At 71.3% G+C, this 23631-nt stretch carries 22 protein-coding genes; 19 read left to right on the forward strand and 3 right to left on the reverse strand.

The window, feature by feature from the left end; translation table 11 throughout:
* Positions 1-30 precede the first annotated feature (30 nt).
* The 13 genes from IE195_RS03400 to IE195_RS03460 all read left to right on the forward strand — a co-directional run bounded on the left by IE195_RS03400 (position 31) and on the right by IE195_RS03460 (position 13013).
* The gene (locus IE195_RS03400) at positions 31-582 is read left to right on the forward strand and encodes an RNA polymerase sigma factor (RefSeq protein ID WP_191267864.1); all 552 of its coding nucleotides are present in this window, start codon (positions 31-33) and stop codon (positions 580-582) included.
* Positions 573-1124, forward strand: a complete 552-nt coding sequence (locus IE195_RS03405) for a hypothetical protein (protein WP_191267865.1) — start codon at positions 573-575, stop codon at positions 1122-1124. Before IE195_RS03400 ends, IE195_RS03405 begins: the two co-directional genes overlap by 10 nt.
* A gap of 160 nt (positions 1125-1284) precedes the next feature.
* Positions 1285-2121 carry an ACT domain-containing protein gene (locus IE195_RS03410; RefSeq protein WP_191267866.1) on the forward strand — a complete coding sequence of 279 codons (837 nt, stop codon included), beginning with the start codon at positions 1285-1287 and terminating at the stop codon, positions 2119-2121.
* Positions 2122-2199: 78 nt separating this feature from the next.
* Complete coding sequence (locus IE195_RS03415) at positions 2200-2994, forward strand: L,D-transpeptidase family protein (protein ID WP_191267867.1); 795 nt, start codon at positions 2200-2202, stop codon at positions 2992-2994.
* Between the two features lie 106 nt (positions 2995-3100).
* Positions 3101-3847, forward strand: coding sequence for a protein phosphatase 2C domain-containing protein (locus IE195_RS03420; RefSeq protein WP_191267868.1), 747 nt, complete (start codon positions 3101-3103; stop codon positions 3845-3847).
* A 418-nt stretch (positions 3848-4265) separates the two neighbouring features.
* Positions 4266-4736, forward strand: coding sequence for a hypothetical protein (locus IE195_RS03425; protein ID WP_191267869.1), 471 nt, complete (start codon positions 4266-4268; stop codon positions 4734-4736).
* A 364-nt stretch (positions 4737-5100) separates the two neighbouring features.
* Positions 5101-6393, forward strand: coding sequence for a multidrug effflux MFS transporter (locus IE195_RS03430; protein WP_191267870.1), 1293 nt, complete (start codon positions 5101-5103; stop codon positions 6391-6393).
* 123 nt (positions 6394-6516) lie between these two features.
* Positions 6517-7044: a PadR family transcriptional regulator gene (locus tag IE195_RS03435; protein ID WP_191267871.1), complete on the forward strand. Its 528-nt coding sequence runs from the start codon at positions 6517-6519 to the stop codon at positions 7042-7044.
* On the forward strand, positions 7041-7763 hold the full coding sequence (locus tag IE195_RS03440) for an ABC transporter ATP-binding protein (protein ID WP_191267872.1): 723 nt from the start codon (positions 7041-7043) through the stop codon (positions 7761-7763). The genes IE195_RS03435 and IE195_RS03440 overlap by 4 nt, the downstream gene beginning before the upstream one ends.
* Entirely contained in the window at positions 7760-10117 is a 2358-nt protein-coding gene (locus IE195_RS03445; RefSeq protein WP_191267873.1) for an FtsX-like permease family protein, read from the forward strand. The genes IE195_RS03440 and IE195_RS03445 overlap by 4 nt, the downstream gene beginning before the upstream one ends.
* Before the next feature lie 154 nt (positions 10118-10271).
* The gene (locus tag IE195_RS03450; protein ID WP_191267874.1) at positions 10272-11075 is read left to right on the forward strand and encodes a RelA/SpoT-related domain-containing protein; all 804 of its coding nucleotides are present in this window, start codon (positions 10272-10274) and stop codon (positions 11073-11075) included.
* A 25-nt stretch (positions 11076-11100) separates the two neighbouring features.
* Positions 11101-11331 carry a hypothetical protein gene (locus IE195_RS03455; RefSeq protein ID WP_191267875.1) on the forward strand — a complete coding sequence of 77 codons (231 nt, stop codon included), beginning with the start codon at positions 11101-11103 and terminating at the stop codon, positions 11329-11331.
* A gap of 488 nt (positions 11332-11819) precedes the next feature.
* Positions 11820-13013, forward strand: a complete 1194-nt coding sequence (locus tag IE195_RS03460) for a PP2C family protein-serine/threonine phosphatase (RefSeq protein WP_225942583.1) — start codon at positions 11820-11822, stop codon at positions 13011-13013.
* Positions 13014-13045: 32 nt separating this feature from the next.
* Here IE195_RS03460 and IE195_RS03465 read toward each other — a convergent pair whose 3' ends face one another.
* From IE195_RS03465 to IE195_RS03475, 3 genes are all read right to left on the reverse strand, one after another.
* Entirely contained in the window at positions 13046-14317 is a 1272-nt protein-coding gene (locus IE195_RS03465) for an FAD-binding protein (protein ID WP_191267877.1), read from the reverse strand.
* A gap of 132 nt (positions 14318-14449) precedes the next feature.
* Positions 14450-15721, reverse strand: coding sequence for a L,D-transpeptidase (locus IE195_RS03470; RefSeq protein WP_191267878.1), 1272 nt, complete (start codon positions 15719-15721; stop codon positions 14450-14452).
* Positions 15722-15909: 188 nt separating this feature from the next.
* Positions 15910-18447: an MMPL family transporter gene (locus IE195_RS03475; protein ID WP_191267879.1), complete on the reverse strand. Its 2538-nt coding sequence runs from the start codon at positions 18445-18447 to the stop codon at positions 15910-15912.
* Between the two features lie 471 nt (positions 18448-18918).
* Between IE195_RS03475 and IE195_RS03480 the strand changes: the two genes are divergently transcribed.
* From IE195_RS03480 to IE195_RS03505, 6 genes are all read left to right on the forward strand, one after another.
* Entirely contained in the window at positions 18919-19248 is a 330-nt protein-coding gene (locus IE195_RS03480; protein WP_191267880.1) for a hypothetical protein, read from the forward strand.
* Between the two features lie 62 nt (positions 19249-19310).
* Positions 19311-19946, forward strand: a complete 636-nt coding sequence (locus IE195_RS03485; RefSeq protein ID WP_191267881.1) for a hypothetical protein — start codon at positions 19311-19313, stop codon at positions 19944-19946.
* Between the two features lie 11 nt (positions 19947-19957).
* Positions 19958-21007, forward strand: a complete 1050-nt coding sequence (locus IE195_RS03490) for a peptidoglycan-binding domain-containing protein (protein WP_191267882.1) — start codon at positions 19958-19960, stop codon at positions 21005-21007.
* A gap of 17 nt (positions 21008-21024) precedes the next feature.
* A complete protein-coding gene (locus tag IE195_RS03495; RefSeq protein ID WP_191267883.1) occupies positions 21025-21618 on the forward strand; it encodes an ATP-binding cassette domain-containing protein in 594 nt (197 codons plus the stop codon).
* On the forward strand, positions 21615-22682 hold the full coding sequence (locus tag IE195_RS03500) for a hypothetical protein (RefSeq protein ID WP_191267884.1): 1068 nt from the start codon (positions 21615-21617) through the stop codon (positions 22680-22682). The genes IE195_RS03495 and IE195_RS03500 overlap by 4 nt, the downstream gene beginning before the upstream one ends.
* Positions 22683-22873: 191 nt before the next feature.
* Entirely contained in the window at positions 22874-23155 is a 282-nt protein-coding gene (locus tag IE195_RS03505) for a hypothetical protein (protein ID WP_191267885.1), read from the forward strand.
* Positions 23156-23631 lie beyond the last annotated feature (476 nt).

Below are 23631 nucleotides of genomic sequence, written 5' to 3' on the forward strand. Positions count from 1 at the left end.
CCCCGGCTTCGGGAAAGCTGAATCCCGCAGATGCACACGGACACCGCACTACCGGAGAGCGTGCTCGTGGAACGAGCGCAGGACGGCGACGACCAGGCGTTCGAGAGCCTCGTCCGTCGCCACCAGGACGTTGTCTACCGCATCGCCCTCCGCACCCTCGGCAACGCCGCCGAGGCCAGGGACACCGCCCAGGAGGCCCTCATCACGGCCTGGCGCAGACTGCCCGACCTCCGGGACCCGCACACCTTCCCGGCCTGGCTCCACCGCATCGTCAGCCGCCTCGCGCTGAACGCCCTGCGCGCCCGCCGCCCCGAGGACCCCGCCGAGGCGGAGGACTCCGGACTCAGGGAACGGAGCGCGGGGCCCGACGACCGGGCCCTGGCCACCGGCCTGCACGAGGCGCTGCGCGGAGCCCTGGCCGGACTCCCGCCCCCGCAACGGATCTGCTGGGTTCTCCGGGAACTGGAAGGATTGGGTTATGAGGAGATAGCGGAGATCGTCGACACGACCCCGACCGCCGTACGCGGCCGCATCCACCGCGCGCGTACCCATCTCGTGGAGGCGCTCGAACCATGGCGGTAGACCCGTCCGACGACCACGACCAGCTACCCTGCGGCACCTCCGCCGACGCGCTCCTGGACCACCTCCGGAAGGGCACCGTCACCGGACACGAGCGGACCTGCCCGCACTGCCGGGCCGCCGCGGAGGAGTTCCGGCCCCTGCTGGCGGCTCTGGACAGCGAAGGTGAGATCACCGCGCCGCCCGGGCTCCTCGACGACGTGATGCGTACCGTGCGCGCCGAGGGGCGTTCCAGGCAGACCCTCCGGCTGCCCGGCGGCGGCCCCGGCGACACCCGCGTCCGCCACTCCGCGGTCTCCGCGATGCTGCGCGCCTGCGTGGACCCGGCCGAAGGGCTGATCGTCGGCCGCTGTCGGATCGAACAGACCCCGGACGGCCTGGTCGTCGCCGCCACGGCCCGGGTCCTGAGCGGCACCGTCATCCCCGAGGCCACCGCCGCGGCGCGGCGGGCCATGGGCGCCTTCGTCCAGAACCGCCTGGGGCTGCGGGTCGGGCGGATCGACATCGACGTCACCGACGTCATCGAACGCCACGGGCGCCCCTGACCCGGACACGGGGCCGGACCACCCGCGAACACGGACGCCCCGTTCACGGCTCCTCCCCGGCCCGGGTACGGGAGGCGCCGTGAGCGAGGTCACCCTCCGCGTTACCGCGACGACACAGAACGACGAACGGACGCAACCTCGGCCTGACACCGTCGGCGGCATGGACGCTTCGAGTGGCAGCCATCGAACCGACGACCGTCACGGATTCCTCGGCCGCGAGGTGCTGGAGCTGGGGACCCTGCTGTTCGCGGCGGGGGCGGCCCACCTCCTGGTGGTCTCCCTGGGGCACAGCGACAGCGGGGTGCGAACCCTGATCGGGCTGGGGGCCCTCCTCCTCGCGTTCTCCGCCCTGCACCGCTGGCACCTGCACCGCCGTTCCCGCGACCGGGCCGCGCCCCCGGCCGGGGCGACCGACCCGGCGGCCGGACGGGCCCGGTCCGCCTCCCCGGCCGAGGACCGGCTCTGGAGCGTGCGGGTCACCGTCGCCGACGTGCCCGGCGGACTGGCCGCCCTGACCGGGCGGTTCGCTGCCCTGGGGGTCGACATCCGACTGATGCAGGTCCACCCCGACGGCACCGACGCCGTCGACGAGTTCTTCGTGAGCGCGCCCGCCTCCGTGGGCGAGCCCGAGCTCCACCGGTCCGTACGGGACGCCGGCGGGCGTGACGCCGTGGTGCGCACCGCCGACGTCCACGAACTCAGTGACACCACCAGCCGCACCCTCACCATGGTGGACGCCCTGGTCACCGGAACGACCACGCTCGAACGCTGCCTGCTCGCCCTCGCCGCCGCCCAGGACGTCCGGTACACCCGGGTGCCCGACCGGCAGGACCCCGCACGGGAACTGTCCGGCACCGCGATGGTCCTGCCCGCCCCCGGCGGCGGCACCCTGACCGTCCACCGCGCCGACGTCCCGTTCACCCCGGTGGAGTTCGCCCGCTGCCGTGCCCTGGCCCAGGTGGCCTGCTCCCTGCACGAGCGTGCGTACCACCGCTGACCGGGCCGCCGACCGGCCGGTCCGCACCCGGCCGCCCCGAATCCGGGACAGCGCCGGGCCTGTGGGTAAATGGGACGTATGGTTTCCCCCCGATCACCCTTCGCAAGGAACCCCCTCCGAACGAGCACCCTCGCCTTCGGCGCGGCCTGCGCCCTGGCGGCGGGGCCGGCGCTGACGGCCGCGCCGGCCCACGCCTCCCCCGTCCCGAGCTCCTCTTCCGCATCCGCTCCCGCGGCCTCCTCTCCGGCCGCCGCCCCGAGCGCTCCGGCCGTGACCGCGAACCTGCGCAAGGGCGACTCCGGCGCCCAGGTGAGCGCACTCCAGGGGCGGCTGGACGAGCTCGGCTACTGGATCGACGGCGTCGACGGCCAGTTCGGCATGCACACCGAGCACGCCGTGCTGGCGCTCCAGAAGGCCGCCGGAATCGCCCGGGACGGCCTGGTCGGTCCCGACACCAGGGCCGCGCTCGCCGAGGGCGCGGTCCCGTCCGCCAGCACGGAGTCCGGTTCGGTGGTGGAGATCGACCTCGAACGGCAGCTGATGCTGGTCGTCGCCGACGGATCGGTGGAGAGCGTCATCCACACCTCCACCGGTTCCGGCAGGCCCTACGAGGGCTCCGACGGCTCCGAGCGGATCGCGACCACGCCCACCGGCGAGTACACGGTCTTCCGCGACGTCGACTCCTGGGACCCCGGGCCGTACGGGGCGCTGTACCGGCCCAAGTACTTCAACGGCGGGATCGCCGTGCACGGCTACCCCAGCGTTCCGTCCCAGCCCGCCTCCAAGGGCTGCGCCCGGGTGAGCCTGGCCGCCATGGACTGGCTGTGGCAACAGGGCCACCTGGACCTGTACGCCACCGTGGTGGTGCGCTGACCCGGCTCCCGGCAGGCCCCGCGCGACCCGGATCCCGGGCGTGCGGGGCCTTCCGTGTGCCGGGGACCACCCGTGTGCCGTGGCCCCTCACGGGTAGGAGGGCTCCGTGCCCTTCCTTCTCGCCACGGAACCCGGACGCCCCGACCACCCGAACGAGGACTTCGCCGCGGTGACCGCCACGGCCGCGGTCCTGCTCGACGGGGCCAGTGCCCCCGCCGGCGTCGACAACGGCTGTTCGCACGGGGTCGCCTGGTACACGCGCCGGCTGGGCGCCCTGCTGCTGGCCGGAGCGGACGCGGGGGCGGACCTGCGCGAGGCGTTGGCGGAGGCGATCCGGTCGGCGTCGGCAGCGCACGGCGGGACCTGCGACCTGGGGAACCAGGAGACGCCCTCGGCCACGGTCGTCGCGGTCCGAATCAGCGGGGACCGGCTGGAGTACCTGGTGCTGTCGGACTCGGTGCTGCTGGCCGGGGAGGGCGGGGGCCTCCGAACGATCGCGGACACGAGGCTGGACGACCTGCGGCCCAGGGTGGGCCCGGGGACCGCCGTCCGCGCCTGGCGCAACGTTCCCGGCGGGTTCTGGACCGCGGGCGCCGACCCCCGGGCGGCCGATGAGGCCCTGGCCGGGACGGTGCCCGGGGGGCCGTTCCTGGCGATGACCGACGGCGCGACCCGGGTGGTGGAGGTGTTCGGGGACCTGTCCTGGGAGGGCGCTTTCGCCCTGGTGCGCCGCCGGGGTCCCGGCGCCCTGCTGGAGCGGGTCCGGGAGCTGGAGGCCGCGGATCCCGACTGCCGAAGGCATCCACGGGCGAGGGTGCGGGACGACGCCACGGCCCTGTGCTGGTCTCCGTAGTTACGGACAACCTCAACCCCTAATTTAAGACAGGGCATTTCCCGGGGGCGAAAGATCGTTTTTCGACCATACCGCAGTGAACAGGGAAAAGAATGTTCCTGTCATTACAGACGTTTCTCCTGGCACCCCAGATCACCTTTGATTAGGTTTCCGGGAAAAGTTCCCAACGGGACACCCCGTGGCGAAGCGACCGTGTCGGAAAGAGACGCACGCCTCCCGCAAACCCGGACACCAGGCGCTTTCGCACACCGCCTCCATCCGGTAGATTCCCCTGTAACCGATCGGTCGGCGTTCCCGCCACAACGCCCGCAGCCGATGGTCGGTGTTCTGAGAAGCCTCTGCCCACGCCCCCCGCACGGGCGCTGGAGCACCCTTTCGCAATCTTGGCCGTCGTGACGACCGCCGAAAAGGAGACCCAGTGAGTGTTCCGGGCGTCCTCGAACCGACCGGTCCCAACCGCTCACTCCCCCGGACCGGTTGGCTGGACCTCGTCCCCTCCGAAGCCATGGACACCCCCGTCGAGACCACACACCCGGAACCGGAGCAGCGCCCCGACCCCGCGGACGCGAACACCCCCGCGGAGTTCCTGCTGACCATGCGCCGCTATCTCGCGTGGGCGGGCGACTGGTCGTACCTGGAACTGGAGTACAAGTGCGGCGGCGTGGTCAGCGCCACCAAGTTCCAGCGCGCACTGGAGGGCACCGAACTCCCCGGCTACGTGTTCCTGATGGCCTTCGTGACCGCGTGCGTCGGCACGGACGAGGGCGAACGCCTCCGCTGGGCCACCTCCTGGCACCGCCTGCGCCGCGCCGCGCGCGCCGAGGAGGACGCCCGTCTGCGCCGCGCCGAGGAGGAGGCCCGCCTGCGCGCCCAGCGCCAGGACGGCTGACCCGGCCGGGCCCCGGAACGGCGGGGCAGCAGGGCGACGGATAGGCGAGACGACGGAGCAGGGTGACGGCGGAACGGCCGACCTGACGCCCCCGTTCGTGGAGGGCGCGGCCAGCGGGTGAGCAGCGCGCGGTGACCGGCCTCACCGCTTCCCGAATCCCCCGCTGGCAGGGGATTCCAGCCTGTGGTTCGGATCACCGGGGATCCCGGGTCAAGCGGGGATTGCCATCCCATGGCCACCCGTTGCACGCGGAGTGTCCCCGCGTGGGACCCGTCCCGCAGGTGCCCCACCCGAAGGTGGCTCACGGCGCCGCAGATCACCCCAGGTCGACCCCGACCTTCCACAGCCCTGCTTTGGAGAGCTCGTGAGCCTTACCCTCGTGCGCCCGGACAAGCGCCGCAGCAGCCGCCCGGAGACGGCGGCCCCGGCACCGCGCCGTCCCGTCACCCCGACGCCCCGACGCTCCGTCACCCTGCTCGTCCTCGTCCTCGGTGTCCTGTCCGCCATCGGCCCGCTGGCCACCGACCTCTACCTGCCCGCGCTCCCCGAGATCGCCGCCGACCTCGGTGCCAGCGAGTCACGGGTCAAACTGACCCTGACCGCCGTGATGGCGGGCCTGGCCCTGGGCCAGCTGGTCACCGGACCGCTGAGCGACCGCTGGGGCCGCCGCGCGCCCCTGCTCGTGGGCACCGCCGTGTTCACCGCGAGCACCTTCGCGATCGTCTTCGTCTCCTCGGCCGAGGCGTTCATGGCGCTCCGCTTCCTCCAGGGGCTGTCCGCGGCGACCGGGCTCGTGGTCTCCCGAGCGGTGGTCCGGGACGTCTTCCACGGCGAGACCGCCGCCACCTTCTTCTCCCGGCTCGTACTGCTGACCGGGCTGGCGCCCATGCTCGGACCGCTCCTGGGCGGGCAACTGCTCCTGCTCGGGCCTTGGCAGCTGATCTTCGGAGCGCTGGGGCTGACCGGCGCGGTGACGTTCGCCCTCGTCCTGTTCGCCCTGCCGGAGAGCCTGCCGCGGGAACAGCGGCGCCGACAGGACCCGCGCGTCCTCGCCCGCACCTTCGCCCGGCTGCTGCGCGACCCGGGGTTCATCGCCCCGACGGCGGTCCTGGCGCTGAGCTTCGGGATGAGCTTCACCTACATCTCGGCGTTCTCGTTCGTGTCGCAGTCCCAGTTCGGGGCGAGCGCCCAGCAGTTCAGCCTGGTCTTCGGGGTGACCACGCTCGGCATGATCATCGGCAACCAGGTCAACGTGGTGCTGATCCGGCGGATGGAGCTGCGCCGCCGACTGGGCCTGGGGCTCGTGGGCGCGGTCGCCGCCGTGCTGGCCATGGCGCTGCTGTCCCTGACCGGCGGGGCCGACCTGGTGACGGTCACCGCTGCGCTGTTCGTGATGATGGTCTTCACCGGACTCATCTCGCCCAACGCGACCGCGATGGCGCTGTCCGGGCAGCCCTCGGAGATCGCCGGAACCAGCTCGGCGCTCCTGGGGACCCTCCAGTTCGGCGCGGGTTCGGCGCTGGCCGCCACCGCCGGGCTGACCGGTTCCACCACGATGGCGAGCATGACCGCGGTGATGCTGGCGACGGCGGTGGGCGCCGCCCTGGTCTTCCTGTTCGCCGCCGTGCGCGGCGGCACCCCCGCTCCGGCGGTCTGAACCACCGGGGCGCCCCGGAACGAGGGCCCCGACCGCTGGAGTCCGTCCGGACCGGCACGGGTCGGGGCCCCGGTTCGCCGTAGCTATACACGGCGCGTATACACCGCATGTATAGTCGTTGGCATGTCACTCGGACCAACCTTCCTGGGGCTGCTGGAAACCCGGCCCCAGCACGGCTACGACCTCAAACAGACCTACGACGAACAGTTCGCTACCAAGCGGCCGCTCGCCTACGGCCAGGTGTACGCCACCCTCTCCCGTCTGCTCAAGAACGGCCTGGTGGAGGTGGAGGCGGTCGAGCCCGGCGCGGGCCCCGAACGCAAGCGCTACACCGTCACCGAGGCCGGGGTCACCGACGTCGAAAAATGGCTCGCCGCCCCCGAGAGCCCCGAGCCCTACCTGCAGAGCACCCTGTACACCAAGGTCGTGCTCGCCCTGCTCACCGGCCGCCCGGCCGACCAGGTCCTCGACGTCCAGCGGACGGAGCACCTCAAGCAGATGCGCGTGCTCACCCGCCGCAAGGCCGACGGCGACCTCGCCGAACAACTCATCTGCGACCACGCGCTCTTCCACCTCGAAGCCGACCTGCGCTGGCTGGAACTGACCGCCGCGCGGATCGACGACCTGGCCGGGGAGGTACGCGGCCGATGACACACACCGCCCCCCAGAACTCCCCCGCCCCGGAGCACGCCACGGAACCCCTGCTCACCGCATCCGGACTGAGCCGCTCCTTCGGTCCCACGACCGCCCTGGTGGACGCCTCCCTCACCCTGTACCCGGGGGAGATCGTGGCCGTCATGGGCCCCTCCGGCTCCGGCAAGTCCACCCTGCTGCACTGCCTGGCCGGGATCGTGCGGCCCGACGGCGGCCGTGTCGACTACGACGACACCGACCTCGCCGAGGCCTCCGACTCCCGGCTCAGCGACCTGCGCCGAACCGACTTCGGCTTCCTCTTCCAGTTCGGCCAGCTCGTCCCCGAACTCTCCTGCGTCGAGAACGTCGCTCTGCCCCTGCGGCTGGGCGGGGAGCCCCGGCGCCGGGCCGAACGCACCGCCCTCGACTGGCTGGAACGGCTGGACGTGGCCGAGGTCGCCGGGAAGACCCCCGGTGAATGCTCGGGCGGCCAGGGCCAGCGGGTCGCGGTGGCCCGAGCCCTGATCACCCGCCCCCGGGTGGTGTTCGCGGACGAACCCACCGGTGCCCTCGACTCCCTCAACGGGGAGCGGGTGATCCGGATGCTCACCGAAGCCGCCCGGGACAGCGGGGCGGCCGTGGTCCTGGTGACGCACGAGCCCCGGGTCGCCGCCTACGCCGACCGCGAGGTCGTGGTCCGGGACGGCCGCACCCGGGACCTCGGAGGTCTCGGATGAGTCTGCGCGAACGCACCCCCGAGGTCCGACAGGAGCGGGTCCGCCGGTCCTTCCCCAAGGACCTCTGGCTGGGCGCACAGCTCTCCCTGCACGGCGGCAGGGAGGTCGTACTGCGGACCGCGCTGACGGCGCTCGGAGTGGGCGTGGCCACCGCCGCCCTGCTTCTGGCCGCCGCCCTGCCGACCGTCATGGCCCACCTGAACGAGCGGCACGCGGACCGCTTCGACTACCAGGTGGCGGAGTACCCGCCGCCCCCCGCGGGCGAGGACACCCTGCTGTTCAGCATCGCCGACACCGACTACGAGGGCAGGAAGATCTTCGGCCGGGTCGTCCGTGCGGAAGGGTCCGGCCCTCCTCTCCCGCCGGGGGTGGCCGAAATCCCCGGCCCCGGGGAGATCGTGCTCTCCCCCGCCCTGGCCGAACTCCTCGAGGACCCGGAGAACGAGGTACTCCAGCGCAGGTTCGACCACACCGTGATCGGGGAGATCGGGCCCGAGGGCCTCATGGGGCCGCACGAGCTGGCCTTCTACCTCGGCGACGAGGACCTGACCCTGGACAGCGCCGGGAACCGGATCACCAGCTACGGCGGGGAGCCGAGTCCCAGCGGGGACGAACCCGTCATCCTGCTGCTCGGCGCGGTGGGCGTCGTCGTCATGCTCACCCCCGTGGTGGTGTTCCTCGGCGCGGCGGTGCGCTTCGGCGGCGAGCAGCGCGACCGGCGCCTGTCAGCGCTGCGGCTGATGGGCGCCGACCGCGGGGCCACCCGGCGCATCGCGGCCGGGGAGACCCTCCCCGGGGTCGCGCTCGGCCTGGCGCTCGGAGTGGGGTTCTTTCTCGCCGGACGCCCGATCGTGGAGTCGGTGCCGATCTCGTCCGGGTTGTACACCGCCGACGTGACACCGCACCCGGTGCTCGGCCCCCTGGTGTTCGTCGCGGTACCGCTGTTGGCCCTGTGGGTGGTGCTCGGCTCCCTGCGCGGTGTGGTGGTCGACCCGTTGGGCACCGTACGCCGCGCCGAGCGGCCCCGCCCCAGGCTGTGGTGGCGACTGCTCCTGTTCGTGCTGGGCATCTCCCTCATCGTTGCGAGCATGCGTCTCAGCCCCTCCGGAGGCCAGTGGGTCCCGATGGTGTCGGTCGGGCTCCTGGCCGCCCTGTTCGGCACGACGGCCGTGCTGCCCTGGTTGGTCGACCGGCTCTTCGGCCGCGCCTCGGGCGGCCCCCTCTCCCTCCAGCTGGCCCTGCGCCGCCTAGGCGCGGCGGGCGGCGGGCCCACCCGAGCGGTCAACGGGATCGTGGTCACCGTCGCGGGCGCCATCGCGTTGCAGAGCCTGTTCGCGAACGCCTGGGACGATTCCACGGTGGAGCTCGCGGAGACCGTCGAGGAGGTGTACGCGGCTCAGGAGTTCGGTGCGTCCGGGTTCCAGCTCCAGACCGAACTGCGGTCGGTCCCGGTCGGGAGCGACCCGGCCGGTGCCGTGGCTCAGGTGCGGGGGGTGGAGGAGGTCCTGGCCTACAGCAGCGTGGGCGGCGTCACCGACGACGGCTCCCAGGTCCGCGTCCTCGTCGCCGACTGCCCTTACCTGCGGGAGATGGCCGACCTGCCCGAGTGCTCCCCCGGGGACGCCTTCAGCGGGGTACCGGGGCTGGAACCCGGGGGGACGCTCATGGTCGGAGGCGGCGAGGAGGTGGACGCGGCCCCGTGGACGGTGCCCGAGTTCACCGAGTTCGACGGGCCGCTGGCCGAGCACCCCTGGTACTCGATGGGGTACACGGCGCAGAACGCGATCCTGGCCACTGAGGAGGCGGCCGCACTGCCCGAGGGGATCGCGGTACCGGGCTCGCTCTGGATCCGGGTCGACCCGTCCGCCGCCGGAATGGGGGAGGAGCTCAAGGCCGCCGTCGCGGCCCTGGACCCGACGGCCCGAGTACAGGTCCCGACCGCCAGCGCGACCGTCCCCGCCATGGTCAGGATGCGTGACGCGCTCATGGCCGGAGCCCTCGCCTGCCTGACGGTGATCGCCGCCGGTCTGGTCGTGGGCACGGTCGAGCAGATCCGCGAACGCAGGAGGGTGCACGCGGTACTGACCGCCTTCGGCGCCCGGCGACGCACCCTGGTGGCCTCGGTGCTGTGGCAGACCGTGCTCCCCGTGCTCCTCGGCATCGCCCTGGCAGCGGTGGCCGGGACCGCTTCGGGGGCCCTGATCCAGCGGTTGGCCGGGCTACCGGTGACCTTCGCCCCGGCCGACATCCTGACCATCGTCGGCGCGGGCGCAGGGGTGGCGGTCCTGACCACCCTGCTCGCGATGCCCGCGCTGCTGCGGACCATGCGCCCGGAGGGTCTGCGCTGGGAGTGAACCGGCGGGTGTTCGGCCGGGCCCCGGACCCTTCCGACGGGAAGGGCCGGGGCCCTGACCGGGTTTGTGCCCGGCGGCCGTTCAGTGGCTTCGCTCACCAGAGGTTTTTCCGAAAGCAGCCGCCCGCTCCGCAACACGCTGCTATCACTCGGGTATGCCCCTCCCCCTGAGCAAGTCGCAGATCGTGCGGCTCGGTGAACGTCTGGTGCGCCAGGCCGAGCCTGCGGAAGATGATCTCGGCTGCCTCAACGAGCTTCTCCTGGCCTACGACGAGGCCCTGGAGCACTCCATGGAGCTGCTCCGGGACCTGGGCTTCGCTCCTTCCGGACGTATCAAGAACACCGGAACGATCCTGGAGAAACTACGCAGGCACGGCGGATCGTGGCTGAAAAGCATCCAGGACCTCGCTGGCATGCGCGTCATCATCAGGGGTGGACGCAGAGAACAGGACGACGCGGTCGCCAGAATCGTGCGCGCCTTTCAGGGGCAGGCCAAGCAACCCCGAATCACCGACCGCCGTGACCAGCCAAGCTCCGGTTATCGCGCCGTCCACGTCATCGCCTACCCGGACGGTCTCCCCGTGGAGATCCAGGTTCGGACGGCCTGGCAGCACGAGTGGGCGGAGATGTTCGAGAAACTGGCGGACGTCCTCGGCCGGGGAATCCGATACGGCGAGGCACCGACCGACTGGCGAGATGCCCTGGACCTGGATCTGGAGCCGACAGAGGATCGACGCCTCATCATGCGCAGACTCGCCGACGCCGCTTATACGCAGAGAGTCCTCATGGTGCGTCTGGCCCTCACCGTCGGCGACTTGATCGCAGTGCTCGAAGAGGCCGAACTGGACGGGGTGGCCCCTGACTCCCCCGAAGTACAGGAGCACTGGCAAACAGTTGAGCATGACCTGGAGGAGCTCCAGTCAGGCGTACTGGAGCTGGAACCGATCCGAGACAGGTGAGCACGTGTCAGGTACCTTTGAAACCATGACCAACCTCCTCGTGGTGTATGACCGTTCCTCCGGTCGCATGGTGCGTGAGCAGGAGTACACACACAGGCGAAAGGCTCTGGAGGCACGCTTCGAGGCTGAGCGGGAGTTCCGTGGGAACCCCTCGGTCGAAGTTGTGGTTCTCGGTGCGGAGAACCGTGAAGCTCTGCGACGCAGCCACGGACGTTACTTCCTGGACTTCGACGAACTGTCCGCCCGCATCGCCTGAGAGCTCATACGCCAAAGAGACGATTGACACCGGGGCGGGTCCGGACTCGAACAGCAGCGCGACTCTCGGTCAGAAGCTGACCAGGGTCGCTTTCTGCCGTCCACCCACTCGGATGGCCCTGGGCCGAGGTGACCGAGGTCCGCCGCCTCGCCGGGAACAAGCTCTGGGCTTCACCCAGTACCTCGACCACCGTGACTTCTCCGCCGAGCCGGGCAGACGTGAGGCCGGGGACCTGGGCACCGAGGGGCTGGCCTTCGTCAGTGCCGGGGACTACCCGTCCCGGGCGTGCCGCTGCTGGCCGTCACCAACGAGGTGTCCGGCAACACCACCCTGTTCCGCGTCGACCGGAGCTGAGCGGTCATGTCGGGCCCCGGCCGCGCCCGCCGCCCCGTGTCTCCCAGCCGTCCCGATCCGAACACGGCACAATGGTGGGAGGGTGCCCTGACCGGGTATGAAGTGACCCTCAAGCCGAGACACGGGTGGTCGACATGGCCGTCAACGACGAGCTGGTCGAGATGTTCGCCGGGCTGCTGGAGGACTCGCACCTGACGACGATCGAACAGCTCCCCGCGACAGTGCGCGGACGCGCCGAGAGGGCCGGGCTCCACCACGTGGCGATCTACGTGGCGGACCTCCAGCAGGACGTGCTACGACTGCTGCTCCACGACAAGGACCGGGGGGACCCCGAGTACGAGGAGACCGAGCTTCCGATCAACGGCACCCTGGCCGGACGGTCCTTCGAGACCCTCACGCCGCTGAGCGAGACCGGACCCGGGCTCGACCGGTGGTGGCTCCCCCTCCAGGACGGGGCCGAGCGGCTCGGGACGCTGCGCGTGGACGCCGAGGAGTCCGGTGACGACACCCTGCGGGCCATGCGGGCACTGGCGGTCATGGTCGCGATGCTGGTCGTGGTCAAACGCGAGTACAGCGACTCCTTCGCCCGACTGTGCCGCACCCGGCCGATGAGCGTGGCGGCCGAACTCCAGTGGAACCTGATGCCGCCGAGCGAGTTCGCCAACCACCAGGTGACGATCAGTGCCGTGCTGGAGCCCGCCTACGAGGTCGGCGGCGACGCCTTCGACTACGGGATCGACGGCGACGTGGCGCACGTGGCCGTGTTCGACGCGATGGGCCACGACGTGACCGCGGGCCTGGCGGCCAACCTCGCGGTCGCCGCCTACCGCAAGAGCAGGCGGGAGGGCGCCACCCTGCTGGAGACGGGAGCAGCGATCGAGGCGACCCTGGTGGAGCACCTGGGCACCGTCCGCTACGTGACCGCCCTCATGGCCGACCTGAACATGAGGACCGGGCAGCTGACCTGGGTCAGCCACGGACACCACCCGCCGGTGCGCATCCGGGGCGGACGCCTGGTCGACCTCCCCGACTGCCTCCCGGGCTCCCCGCTCGGCGTCGACCTGGGTTTGGGCGCGGCCCTGTGCGAGGAGCAGCTCCGACCGGGGGACCGCCTGGTGCTGTTCACCGACGGGATCACCGAGACGCACGACCCGGGCGGCGACGAGTTCGGGCTGGACCGGTTCGTGAACTTCATCGTCCGCCACAACGCGGAGGGCCTGCCCGTCCCGGAGACCCTGCGGCGGCTGATCCACAACATCCTCAGCCACCACGGCGACACCCTCCAGGACGACGCCACGGTCCTGTTCATGGAGTGGCTGGGCCCCTGAACCGGGGTGCCGGACCAGTCCCGGGGCTCTGCTCAGCCCCGGGGGAAGAGCGCGTCGGTGAAGGGGTTGCGGAACTTCCCGTCCGGGTCGAAGCGCTCCAGCAGGCCCGCGAAGTCCGCGGCGCGTTCGTAGCCGCCGACGACCTCCGACGGTAGCAGCGTGGTGAGTTTGCCCCAGTGCGGTCGGGCGCCCAGCGGGGCGAGCCCCTCCTCCACCGCCCGCAGCGCGGGGGCCACCCTCTCCGGGTCCCGGACCCAGGTGAAGTGGAAGGTCGCCGAGTCCCGTCCTTGGGCGGGGCTGAGCCACAGGTCGTCGGCGCGGACCGTGCGCACCTCGGCGGTGTACAGCACCGGGGCGATCAGGTGCCCGATCCCCCGCAGCGCGGCGAAGGCCTCCGGGGCCGCCGCGCGCGGCAGGTAGAGCTCGGACTGCAGCTCCTCCCCCGCGCTCGGGGGCAGTTCGGGCCGGAAGTGCGGAAGCCGCTCGAACCAGGGGCCAACGGATCCCAGCTGCTCCGTGGCGGCCCCGGTCGGCATCCCCGGCACCGGGTGCTGGGGGTCGGCCGCCGGGCGTCCCCCGCCCCAGGCGCCCTCCGGTGAACCCTCGCGGTGCTTGAGCCAGACCCGGCCGGTGTCCGTGTTCCAGTCGGTGAACAGGCTGACGCTGTGGGCGGCACCGAACACCTCGTCGAACCCGGCTGCCGCCTCGTCCAGGGGCACGTCCAACCGGACCCGCTGGGACATCTCGAAGGCCGGTTCGATCTCCAGGGTGAGCCGGGTGACGACACCGAGCGCCCCGAGCGCCACCACCGCTCCGGGGAAGGTCCCGGGGTCGCCGTCCCGGCTCAGCCGCACGGTGCCGCCGTCCGGTCCGACCAGTTCCAGGCCGCGCACGGCGGCGGACAGGCAGCGCTGCCGGTCCCCGGAGCCGTGGGTTCCGGTGGCGCAGGACCCGGCCACCGAGATGTGCGGCAGCGAGGCCAGGTTGCCCAGGGCCCAGCCCTCCCGGTGCAGTGCGGCGGAGAGCTCGGCGTACCGGACCCCAGCCGCGACGGTCACGGTGGACGCGGACGGGTCGACCTCGATCTCCTCGGGGAGGGCGTCCAACCGGAGCAGGTCGTGCCCGGAGTCCGCGACCCCGTTGAAGGAGTGCCCGCTGCCGAGCGCACGGATCCGCGGACTGTCGCGGACCAGGGCGGAGAGTTCACCGAGGCTGGTGGGGCGGTGGATCCGCGGGCTGGCGTAGGTGAGGTTCCCGGCCCAGTTACGGACCGGCTCGAACGAGGGAGGCACAGAGGAGGACATGGCGCGCTCCGGAGGTAGGGGTGGCTGTGCCAGACCCTACCCGGGAGCGGTTCCAGAGACCGGGCGGCGCATACCGTCAGGCCCTCCGCCAAGAGGGGCGGGCGCCCGCGGGGTCTCCACTCCCCGCCGGGCTCATAGGCCCTCGCCGTGCACGGGGCCGGGGGTGCCGTTCCCGTCGGTCAGCTGCGGCTCACCGGTGGCGCTCTCGGCCAGCCACTCGTCGAACTCCAGCTGGAAGTAGCTCCAGCCGTTGTCCCACTCCACCTGGCGGTCGGTACCGGTGGTCTCCAGGACGTCGCCCCTCAGGGTGTTCTCGAAGAACCACAGGGCGTCGTCCATCCGCAGGTTGGTGCAGCCGTTGGAGGTGTTGGCCGTGCCGATGTCGGGGTTGCCGGACGCCTCGTGCACGTATTCGCCGCTGTTGGTGGTGCGCACCGCGTAGGAGACCACGGTGCTGTAGCCGGGAAGGCCGTCGGGGATGGCGGTGGTACTGGAGTCCATCTCCTCGCGCTCGTGGTGGGACATGAGGACGTGGCTGCCGCTGGTGGTGGTGTTGAAGTCGGTGGTCGCGGCGCCGTTGCTCACCGGGATGGTGCGCTGCTGCTCGCCGTCGACGCTGATGACCATCTCGTGGTCGGGCACGTGCATGGTGGCGATCAGTTCGCGGCCGACCTCGAACTCGAGCCGGTAGTCGCGCAGCCCGTAGACGCCCTCGGACGCCTCCACCCCCGCCAGGTGCATGTCGACGGTGACGGTCTGGTAAGGCTCCCAGTACTCCTCGGGCCGGAAGACCGCCCTGGTCTCGCTCAGCCACCGCCACGAGCCCGGGACCGGGTGCTCGGAGGTGACCTCCATGGAGTTCTCGACCTGAACCTGATTGGTGACCGGCTGGGTGAAGTCGACGATGACGGGCATGCCCACGCCCGCGGTCTGCCCGCTGTTGGGGAAGTTGGAGGCCAGGTCCAGACCCTGTTCGGCTCCGGCGGCCAGGGTGGTGAACTCCGCGACCTCCTCGGTCTCGGTACCGTCCTCGCCCTCGGCGACCGCGGTGACCGTGACCTGCGCCCCGGGGCGCAGGTTCCAGTCGCTGACCCAGTCGGCCCCGTCCTCGCCGAGGGTGCCGGTCATCTCCCCCAGCGCGGGGTCCTCGCTCCCGGCCTCCGCGGAGACGTCCTGGTCCACCCGCACCTCGGTGATGGTGCCGCCCTCGGCCGAGACCCGCACGGGGGTGTTGGGAACGACCTCGGAGGTACCCGCCTCGGGCGTGACGCTGATGGAGACGTCACCGCCCCCGGTCGTGGCCTGCGGCTCGGCCTCGGTGGGGGTGCAGGCCGCGGTCGCCAGCGCGAGCGCCGCGGCCCCGATGCCGTACCGGCGAACCGCCGTTCGGGGGAACCTGAACATCCTGCCGGACCTCCTACTGCCGTGTGCGCTCTCCACACGTAGTAAGACCTGCGGCAGCCGGAAGGGTTCGCGTCCGACGGAAGTTTTCTTGTGGTTTCAACTGTTTCGTCCGCCGGGTTCCCGCCACCCGGTCCTCCGGGAGGGCTGCCCCGACCGGGGCCATGGGGCCGGGGCAGCCGCAGGCGGGCTCAGCCCCGCTGGGGGCCGGCCCCGTCGGACTCGGTCCGCAGGTTCGCTCCCTCGATGTCGACGTCCGGCAGAACACGGCCCAACCATCGCGGAAGCCACCAGGCCGCCTTGCCGAAGAGCGCCATCACGGCCGGGACGAGCGTCATCCTGACCAGGAACGCGTCCACCAGGACCCCGACGGCCAACGCGAAGGCGACCGGCTGGATGGTGGTGTTGTCGCTGAAGACGAACGACGCGAACACCGCGAACATGATGACGGCGGCGCAGACCACCACCCGGGCGCTGGCACGGAAACCGCTCACGACGGCGTGCCGGGCGTCCCCCTCGTGGATGAAGTCCTCCCGCATCCGGCTGACCAGGAAGACCTCGTAATCCATGGCCAGACCGAACAGGGTTCCGATGAGCACGATCGGCAGGAACGACAGCAGTGTCTCGGTGGGTGTGACCCCGAGCAGGGCGCTGCCGTGACCCCACTGGAACACGGCGACCGTCGCGCCGAGCGCCGCACCCATGCTCAGGACGAAACCCAGTGCGGCCTTGAGCGGCACCAGGATGGAACGGAAGACGAGCATCAGCAGCACCAGGGCCAGACCCACCACGACCGCGAGGAAGAGCGGCATCGCCTCGGCGATCCGCTCGGAGGTGTCGATGCTGGTCGCGGTCGCGCCGGTGACGGAGATGGTGGCTCCGGTGTCGGACTCCCAACCCGAGCGCGCGTCACGGATGTCGTGCAGCAGTTCCTCGGTCCGCACCGAGGAGGGTCCGTCCTCCGGTACCGCCACGACCATCGCGGTGTCCCCGTCGTCGTTGCGGACCGGCGACTGCACGCTTTCGACCGCGTCGAAGGACTCCAGTTCTTCCCGGACCCGTTCGGCGTCGCCGGTGTCCTCGGACTCCACCGTCACCAGCAGGGAAGCGTTGAAACCCTCGCCGAACTCCTCGGTGATGATGTCGTAGGCCCGGTGCTGGGTGCTGTCGGGAGCACTGGACTCGTCCGTGGGCAGGCCCAGCCTCATGCTCTGGATCGGCAGCAGAGCCGCCCCGAGGACGACGAGAACCGCGATCACGGCCAGGATCGGGCGCCGGGTCACGGCACGGGCCCACCGGGAGCCGAGCGTGGATTCGGCCGTCAGGGCCCTCTCCGCACGCGCGCCCAGTCCGGGCAGCCGCCCCGCGCGCACCCGCCCGCCGAGCAGGCCCAGAACCGCGGGCAGCAGGGTGACTGCGACCAGAACCGAGAAGCTCACGGTGACGGCGGCGGAGACGCCCATGACCGTCAGGAACGGGATCCGGACGACGGACAGACCCAGCAGGGCGATCACCACGGTCACACCGGCGAAGACGACCGCACTTCCGGCCGTGCCGATGGCCCGGCCCGTGGACTCCTGCGGATCCATGCCCTCCAGGATCTGCTGGCGGTGCCGGGCGAGCACGAAGAGGCTGTAGTCGATGCCCACGGCCAGCCCGAGCATCAGCGCCAGCAGGGGGGCGGTACTGGTCAGCTCCAGGATCCGGGAGAGTGCGTAGACCAGGGCCATGCCCGCGCCCGCGCCGGTCAGGGCCATGAGGATCGGGAGCCCCGCCGCCACGACGGCTCCGAAGTTCAGGATGAGAACGCCCAGCGCGACGAGCAGGCCCACGCCCTCGCCGCCGTGGATACCGGCGACCTGGGCGGCGGTGATCGACTGGCCGCTGAACTCGACGGTCAGCCCGGCCCGCTCGGCCTCGTCGCCGCTGTCGAGCAGTTCGTCCACGGTCCGGGAGGGAACACTGCCGTCGGGTTCGACGAACTGCACCTGGAGTAGTGCCGTGGTCCCGTCGTCGGAGAAGAGCGGGATCTGTTCCCTCAGTTCGTCGTCGATCCGCTCGGTGGCCTCCTCGGGGAGGTCGTCCTCCTCGATACGGCGGTCGACCTCCTGCTCGACCTGGGACCGGGCCTGCTCCTCGTCGAAGCCGGGCGCCTGGGAGCGGACCTGCTCGCGTGCCTGTTCCTCGGCCTGCTCCAACGCCTGCTCACGGCCCGGCGCGCCCTCGGGGAACTGTGCCTCCGCGGCCGAACGCGCCTGTTCGACGGCCTCCTCCTCGGCATCGGCCAACTCGGAGTCGTACTCCGCACGCGCCTGTTCCATGCCCTCCTCCACCATGGAGGAACGCACCTCGTCACTGTTCAGGGCCTGGTCGTAGCCCTGTTCGTACAGCTCGAAGGGGTCGGTGACCGACTCGACGCCGTCGATGTCCCCGACCTCGTCGGCGGTGTCCCGGACGGCCTCCTCGTACTCGCCGGAAGCGATGTCCTCGTCCTCCGGGGCTTCGAGGACCACGGTGGCGCGGCCCCCGCTGCGTTCGGGGAACCGCTCCTGAAGCATGTCCACGGTGTCCTGGGACTCGGTCCCGGGGATCGAGAAGGAGTCGTTGACCGGAACACGGAACACGGCGGCGGCCGTGGCCAACGCGGCCACCAGGGCGATCCACGCGATGATGACCGACCACCGGTGTCGGTAGGTGAACTTTCCCAGCCGGTACAGGAGCGTTGCCATCGTTTCATCTCTGTAGTCGTCGGGTATTCGGCGCCATCAGGCCGGGCAGCCCGCTTACCGGGCGTTCCTCCGCCTCTGACGGCTCACAACGAGTCCGCGCGTCGCACGGCGAGGACCCTCGCGTGCGGTTGTGCACTCACTCACCCTGGGTCATCTTCGGTGCCGGACCGGGGTGCGTTCACTCCTCGGCGTGTCCGGGAGGCGGGCGTTCGCGACGTCCCGGACCGGCCTGGCCGGATGCGGACACGGAATCACCCGGGGTGAAGGGGCTGTCGTCCTCCGCTCAACCGGGACCGCGCTGCGACAGGCCCGCACCTGCACGTCCCCGTCGGCCGCCAGGACGAAGCATCCGGAAGGAGAAACCCTTGACTGACCCTGGGTGCCGCCAACAGACGACTCCCCTTGAACCGCTCTCGCCGCCTCTGTAGAAAAGGCCCCGAAGAATTCCCCTCCCACGGAAAAGCGATGAAGATGATCAGACCGAAAGAAGCATCCGCACGGAAAGGCACACGCCGGCCGGTCCTGGCCGGGCTCTTCGCCCTGACCGCGGCTGCCTCCCTCGGCCTCGTGGACCTGGCCGCGGCAGACCCCGCGCAGGCGTGTGTACGCGGCACCCGGGACGTCACCCTCTCCTATGCGCGCGCCAGCACATCCACCAGCGGCTGCACCGCGGAGGGGCGTTCCTGGGCCTACCATGGGAGCGCTTCCGAATCCACCGGCTGGCATCAGGTGAGCACGACCGCCTACGCAGCCAGCAGCCGCGGAGCGACCCCCCGCTTCGCGGACTACTCGTTCCGCTGACCCCCCGTCGCGGCTGCCCGGGGAACCGCCTCAGGCAGTCGCGGCCTTCGGAAGGAAACCCATTGCACAGGAAAGCCGGAGCCAGCGCCCTCCTCACGGTTCTCGTGTTGGCCGGCTGCGGAGCGCAGGAGTCGCCGGAGGGGATGTCGGAGGCCGCGCAGGCGGCCGGGACCATGGACGAGAGCCTCACCGAACTCCTCGAGGCGGCGAAGGAACGTTCCACCACCGACTTCGAACGCGAAACCCTCGACCGCGCCGTGGAGAACGGCGGCCTGACCCAACAGGACTACGAGGAGGCCTTCAACCGGTACCAGGAATGCGCCGAAGCCGCCGGCCTCCAGGAGACGTACCGGAAGATGCCCAGCGGCCTCTACCGACTCGTCGAGACCGGGAGCGGTGACAGCGAGGACTCCATGGCCACGGCCATGGACGCCAACGCCGAATGCGCCGACGGGACCATCATGCGGATCGAGTCGATGTACGCGCTACAGATCGGCAACCCGCACATGCTGGCGGACTCCAGGGCCGCGGTCATCCAGTGCCTCTACGAACAGGGGCACATCGAGGCCGACTACTCCATGGCCGACTTCGACCGCGACATGGAGGACGGCATGCGAAGCGCCCCCTTCGACCTGGCCGACGAGGCCGTGGACGACTGCTTCTACAGTTCCGGCTTCGCGATCTCCGCGCAGACGTGAGAAGGGGCAGAGTGCGGTTCCGCCCCAACGGAGGCGCTCCGCTGACGGCCCTGGTACTGGTCGCGGCCGCAGGCACAGCGGGCTTCCTGCTCCGCCCCGCGGAGCCACCCGCCAACCTGGCCTCCGGCGGGGCCGCGGACTCCGCGCCCTCGTCCGTGGAGAGCTTCTCCGACGAGCACAGTGTGGAGGTGGGCCTGGAGGCAGGCCCCGATCTCGACCTGGAGGTGGGCCGCGGGGGCCGGGTGACGGCCACGGAGTGCACGACCGGGGCGACACTGGTGTCCGGTGAGGCTGCCGCCGAAATCGACGGCGAACCGGTCCTGGCCCTGGCGACATCCGCTCCCCTCCACCGCGACCTGTCGCAGGGCGATCGCGGCCCGGACGTGACCGCGCTGCAGGGCGAACTCAACCGGCTCGGCCACGGTACGGCCGAGGACGGCACCTACGGCGAGGGGACCGCCAGCGCCGTGCGCGCCTTCCAGCGGGACGGCGGACTGTCCCGCCCGGACGGTCGGATGTCGTTGGCGGACACCCTGTGGATACCCGCTGCGGAGGCCGTGGTGGGAGAGTGCCACGCACCGCTCGGCAGTACCGTGGGCGCCGGCTCCCTCTTCGCGACGGTTCCCGGGGCCCTGGCGGGGGTGACCGTCGAATCCCCGTTCACCACGCGCGTCGACGGCGAACGCGTTCTGACGGTCGGCGGCGTCACCGGCCCGGTCGACGCCGACGGGCGGGGTGACGACCCGGACTTCCTCCGGGAACTGTCCGACACCGCGGAGGCCCGTGCTGCCCGTGGGGGAGACGAGACCCTGGTCATGGGCAGCCTCGCCCTCGCCGAACCGGTGGAGGTTCTCAGGGTCCCTCCCGGAGCGCTCGCCGGAAACAGCGACGGCACCGGATGCCTGGTATCCGAAGGACGCACCCACGCGGTCGACATCGTCGGCTCCACCATCGGCTCGACCCTGGTCGTCCCGGCCGGGGGCGGGGACCCGGCGACACTGCCCGGTCACGTGGACCTCGGGGGGACCGGGGCACGGACCTGTCGGGGAACGGAATCGTGACCGGCGGGGCCCGCGTAATGGCCACAGGTCTCGGTCACCGGTTCCCCGGGACGTCCTGGCTCTTCTCCGGCCTGGACCTGGACCTGCGGCCGGGAGAGGTCACCGGGCTGTGCGGCCCCTCCGGATGCGGCAAGTCCACACTGATGTCCGTCCTCGCCGGGTGGTCTCCGCCCGTGGAGGGCACCGTGCGGTCCGAGGGAGTGCGGCGGACGGGCTGGATCTTCCAGAACCCCCACGGCGTTCCGGGACGCACCGCGCTGGACCACGTCGCCCTGCCGCTGCTGGCCCGCGGTCACGCCCGCGGCGATGCGCAGGAGCGCGCACTCGCCGCCATGGCCGACTTCCACCTGGGCGGACTCGCCTCGCGCCCCTACCGGGAACTGTCCGGCGGCGAGGCCCAGCGGCTGATGCTCGCCCGCGCACTGTGCTCGGCGCCGGACCTGCTCCTGGTCGACGAGCCCACCGCGCAACTCGACCTCCGAACCGCCCGGAGCGTCAACGCCTCACTCGGCCGAGTGGCCGCGGAGGGCGCCATCGTGGTCGTGGCCACCCACGACCCGGGCACCCGAAGAGCCTGTACCCGCATCGTTGACCTGGAAGAGTACGCGTGAGACCGTCCGCGATCCTGTCCGAGGCATGGCGCAACCTCGCCACCGGCACAAGCCGGGCCGCGGTGTTCGGACTGGGCCTCGCCGTAGTGTGCGGGGCACTGGCGGTGGCGGACGCCCGGAACATCGTCGCGCTGGAACAGCGCGCCGCCGAGTTCGTGGCCTCCGGAGCGTCCGTGCGGGTGCTCAGTGCCGAGTCAAGCGTGAACGGATCGTCCTGCGACGCGCTCTCCGGTGTGCCGGGGGTGGGCGGCGCCGGTGCGTTGCGCGAACGCGCGGCGCTCCGGTTGGACGCGATGCCCGACAACCCCCTCCCGGCCTACACGGTGACCCCGGGGCTCGCGGCCGTCCTCGGAGTGGAGACGGTGACGGCGGAGGGCGTGTGGCTCTCCGAGGAGACCGCGCGGACGCTGGAGGCCACGCCGGGCCAGAGCCTCGGCACCGCGGAGGGGGCGCTCACCGTGGCGGGCACCTTCCCCTACCCCGATGACGGCCGGGACGTGCGCCCCGGGTACGCGGCCCTGGTCCCCTCAGCGGACACCGACCCCTTCGACGAGTGCTGGGCCCGGGTGTGGCCGCCCTCGGAGAGTACGCAGGAGCTACTGCTCTCCGCAGTGGCGGCCGACTCCCCCGCGGATACGGCCCTCACCACCGGTCAGCTCAACGCGAGCCTCGGCGAGACCTTCGACGGCGCTGCCGAGTTCAGCGACCGCATCACCCGCTTCGTGCCGCCCGCCACGGCCCTGGCCGGGCTGCTGTTGGGCTTCGTCTCGGTCCGGCTGCGCCGGCTGGAGTTCGCGAGTGCCCTGCACGTGGGCCAGTCCCGACGCTCCCAGCTGGTGACGGCCCTCCTGGAAACCGGGGTGTGGTCGACGTCGGGGCTGGTGCTGGCCGGATGCGCCCTCGTCCTGGCCTCCCATGCGGGCAACCCGGGTGAACCCGGCGCCGTCCTCGCGGTGAGCGGCCCCGGGCTCGTGGCGGCGGTACCGGCGTGCCTGGCCGGTGCGGCCCTGGCTCTGGCGGGTGTCCGGGAGAGACACCTGTTCCGGTACTTCAAGGAGCGGTGAGCGCTGCCGGACCACGCGGCCCCGCCCGGGAGACGACCTGTCCCACCGGTGTCAGCGACTTCCGGGGCCGGATTTCGGGCATGGGGGCAAACCGCTGACCCGCAAAGCTGCGTGGACGCACGGCCGTGAAATGCGAAAACGCGTTCCCCTGAACACATGGCCGCTGATCTGCGGCCTGCGGTGCGCGCCCCGTGGCGTACCTGGGCGACGGATGGATTCCGGATCAGGGCTCGCGGCGCCCCGGACACGTGTGGCACGACCCGGGGACGCGCCCGAGCGGGGTGCAGGTGCTGGACTGCTGCTTCGAGGGCTGCACCCGTGAGGGGGTGCACGCCTACGTCTGGAACCGGTCGGCCGTGCACGCCGACAGCTTCACGGAGTGCTCCGGCGGAGTGGCGGTCGCCGCGATCACCGACGCCGAGGACGACGACGCCCGGCCGTCCGGCTGGGGCGACCCCGCCGGGTTCCCGTAACCGGTCATGGACGTCGTCATCACCGGAAACACCGTCAACGGAAGAGCGCCTTCACGGAGCGAGGTCGGTTTCTCCTCGCCGAAACCCCGAGTCCTGAATACCGGGCAGCGCATGGGGATATGAGTACAGGCGGAGAGCCGACATGCGCAGAGCACATGGATGAGATGTACCCCAGCCCATTCTGTCCCATTGTGGCCAAGGGGTCTTCGAGCGGGTTGCACGTCCTTGTCGAGGGCCATCAGATCTGCTACTCAGACGCGGGTTCAGGCTGTCGCCCCGCATGATCCGGCGCCTTCGGAGGCGAATTCATGCTTTCTTCATGTAAACCTTCGATCGAATAAGGCGTCCTTTTTCTTTTTGATCTTCCCCTATATCACCACCAGACAATAGCGATATATACGACTCATGGATCATGGGTTAATCTCTGTCGTATATTTCCATACCTATCCCCCCGATTCAGCGGTCACCCGTGGACG

The sequence above is a fragment of the Nocardiopsis terrae genome (assembly GCF_014651695.1).
Taxonomy (GTDB): Bacteria; Actinomycetota; Actinomycetes; order Streptosporangiales; family Streptosporangiaceae; genus Nocardiopsis; species Nocardiopsis terrae.

Bases quoted from the DNA above. Each gene is read 5' to 3' on its own strand.
- IE195_RS03455 (WP_191267875.1), top strand. From the start codon at position 11,101: ATGACCAACCTCCTCGTGGTGTATGACCGTTCCTCCGGTCGCATGGTG.
- IE195_RS03465 (WP_191267877.1), bottom strand. From the start codon at position 14,317: ATGTCCTCCTCTGTGCCTCCCTCGTTCGAGCCGGTCCGTAACTGGGCC.
- IE195_RS03440 (WP_191267872.1), top strand. From the start codon at position 7,041: ATGACACACACCGCCCCCCAGAACTCCCCCGCCCCGGAGCACGCCACG.
- IE195_RS03405 (WP_191267865.1), top strand. From the start codon at position 573: ATGGCGGTAGACCCGTCCGACGACCACGACCAGCTACCCTGCGGCACC.
- IE195_RS03435 (WP_191267871.1), top strand. From the start codon at position 6,517: ATGTCACTCGGACCAACCTTCCTGGGGCTGCTGGAAACCCGGCCCCAG.
- IE195_RS03400 (WP_191267864.1), top strand. From the start codon at position 31: ATGCACACGGACACCGCACTACCGGAGAGCGTGCTCGTGGAACGAGCG.
- IE195_RS03415 (WP_191267867.1), top strand. From the start codon at position 2,200: ATGGTTTCCCCCCGATCACCCTTCGCAAGGAACCCCCTCCGAACGAGC.
- IE195_RS03450 (WP_191267874.1), top strand. From the start codon at position 10,272: ATGCCCCTCCCCCTGAGCAAGTCGCAGATCGTGCGGCTCGGTGAACGT.
- IE195_RS03460 (WP_225942583.1), top strand. From the start codon at position 11,820: ATGGCCGTCAACGACGAGCTGGTCGAGATGTTCGCCGGGCTGCTGGAG.
- IE195_RS03480 (WP_191267880.1), top strand. From the start codon at position 18,919: ATGATCAGACCGAAAGAAGCATCCGCACGGAAAGGCACACGCCGGCCG.
- IE195_RS03495 (WP_191267883.1), top strand. From the start codon at position 21,025: ATGGCCACAGGTCTCGGTCACCGGTTCCCCGGGACGTCCTGGCTCTTC.
- IE195_RS03475 (WP_191267879.1), bottom strand. From the start codon at position 18,447: ATGGCAACGCTCCTGTACCGGCTGGGAAAGTTCACCTACCGACACCGG.
- IE195_RS03410 (WP_191267866.1), top strand. From the start codon at position 1,285: ATGGACGCTTCGAGTGGCAGCCATCGAACCGACGACCGTCACGGATTC.
- IE195_RS03445 (WP_191267873.1), top strand. From the start codon at position 7,760: ATGAGTCTGCGCGAACGCACCCCCGAGGTCCGACAGGAGCGGGTCCGC.
- IE195_RS03470 (WP_191267878.1), bottom strand. From the start codon at position 15,721: ATGTTCAGGTTCCCCCGAACGGCGGTTCGCCGGTACGGCATCGGGGCC.